Source organism: Streptomyces sp. URMC 126 (genome assembly GCF_051386555.1).
Taxonomy (GTDB): domain Bacteria; phylum Actinomycetota; class Actinomycetes; order Streptomycetales; family Streptomycetaceae; genus Streptomyces.
The window spans coordinates 1-1,610 of record NZ_JBPQTX010000587.1 but is presented as its reverse complement, the minus strand read 5'-3'; the positions used below and the strand labels follow the sequence as shown (position 1 = coordinate 1,610).

The 1,610-nt window shown below is 73.6% G+C and carries 1 protein-coding gene; it reads right to left on the bottom strand.

From position 1 onward, the window contains the following. Positions 1 to 59 precede the first annotated feature (59 nt). Positions 60 to 1,343 (bottom strand): LolA family protein, encoded by a 1,284-nt coding sequence (locus tag ACSNOK_RS32935; protein ID WP_436784456.1) that lies wholly within the window; start codon positions 1,341 to 1,343, stop codon positions 60 to 62. Positions 1,344 to 1,610: the final 267 nt, after the last annotated feature.

The following is a 1,610-nucleotide window of genomic DNA, read 5'->3' as shown; positions in this document are numbered from 1 at the left end:
CCCCCGATGCCTCAAAGCCCCCTCCACTCTCCCCCGTACCGCGCGCGCTCCTCTCCCGCCTAGCGGGCGGAGTCCGCGGCCTTCAGCAGCGCTTCCTTGGTGACCGCGCCCGCGTACACCTTGCCGTCGTCCGTCAGCAGGACGTTCACCAGGCGGGTGCTGACGAGCCGGCCGGAGCCGAACGAGCCCGTGACCTTGCCGCCGAGGCTGTCGAGCAGCTTCTCGGCGTCCTTCGCGTGGGCTCCGCCCTTCGGGCCGAGGCCCTTGCCGGCCCCCATGCCGCCCGTGCCCTTGCCGGTGTCGAGCCGGGCGATGGTCGCCCAGCCGGTGCCCGTCACCTTCGGGGCGGACGCGGTGTCCGTCCCGGGGGCGGCCGGGAGGCTGCCCTTCCCGAACCCGTCCGCGCCCTGCCGGCCGGCCTTCCCGTCGTGCGAGCCCTCGGTCACCTTCGCCCCCTTGGGCGGGGTGAACGTGAAGGTGGAGGCGCTCGGCCGGTCGAAGGAGACCTTCGTGAAGGCCACGTCGACGGCCGCCTTGCCGCCGCCCTTCGGGGTGAGCGTGAACTTCAGCGGTACGCCGTTCTTCGCGTCCACGGCGATCCGGACGGACCCGACGGTCGACTCGCTCTGCTTGGGCGTGAGGGTCAGCCGGTAGGCGTCCCGGCCGGCCACCTTGGCCGTGCCGTCGACCGCCACGTCGGTGGTGCCCTCCGCCGCGGCGAGGGCCTTCTTCGCCAGCTCCTGCGGGGAGGCGTCGGCGAGCCCCTCGGGCACCTTGTGGTCACGGCTCCCGTCCGCCGCGCCCTTGGGAGCGGTCGTGTGGTACGCCGCGTTGCTGCCGCTGTCGTACGCCCAGACCTGGTCGCCGTTGCGGACCAGGCTGTACTCCGCGGCGCGCTCGACGATGGACACCCGCTGCTTGTCCGGGCCGTCCGCGGCCACGCGCAGGGTGTGCGAACCGGAGGCGAGCTCGGTCAGCTTGCCGGCGGGGTTCGCGTCGGCCTTGCCCTTGCCGCCGCCGGCCTTGCCCATCGCCCCGCCGAGCGAGACGCCCGACGGGAGGGAGGGCAGGCCGAGGTCGGTGGTGACGCGGACGGAGCCGGACAGCTGCTGGACGTCCGAGGCGGCGACCTTGGCTATCAAGTCCTGTGCGGTGATCTTCGGCAGGTCGGGGTCCCCCGCGGTGGCGAGGGCCGAGCCGATGCCGATCGTGGCGGCGGCGACGCCCGCCACCGCGACGGGGACCGCGTAACGGACGGCCTTGCGGCGGCCGGCCCCCGAGGGCCCGGTGGCCCCGGCCGGCTCGTGGCCGTCGGCGCCGGGTGTCGGTTGGATCCGTGCCATGTGCTCTACCTCCGTCGTCTGCGGCGGTCTCTCGCGTCGTGCACTCGCCCATCCCCAGGCTCATTGTGGCCCGACCGCTCGGTGGGGGCGTCGGAGTCGGGAGAATTGTCCGGAGACCTTCCCTCCCGCACGACTCCGTCCATTCCACCAATGTCCGGCGCCGCGGTCATCAGCCGCCGGACTCAACTCACCGTACCCCTCGGGTATGACAACCCCTAGGGGACGAACCACCGGGAGGAGGAGCGGGGTTCCGTCGGGGGGCGGGTG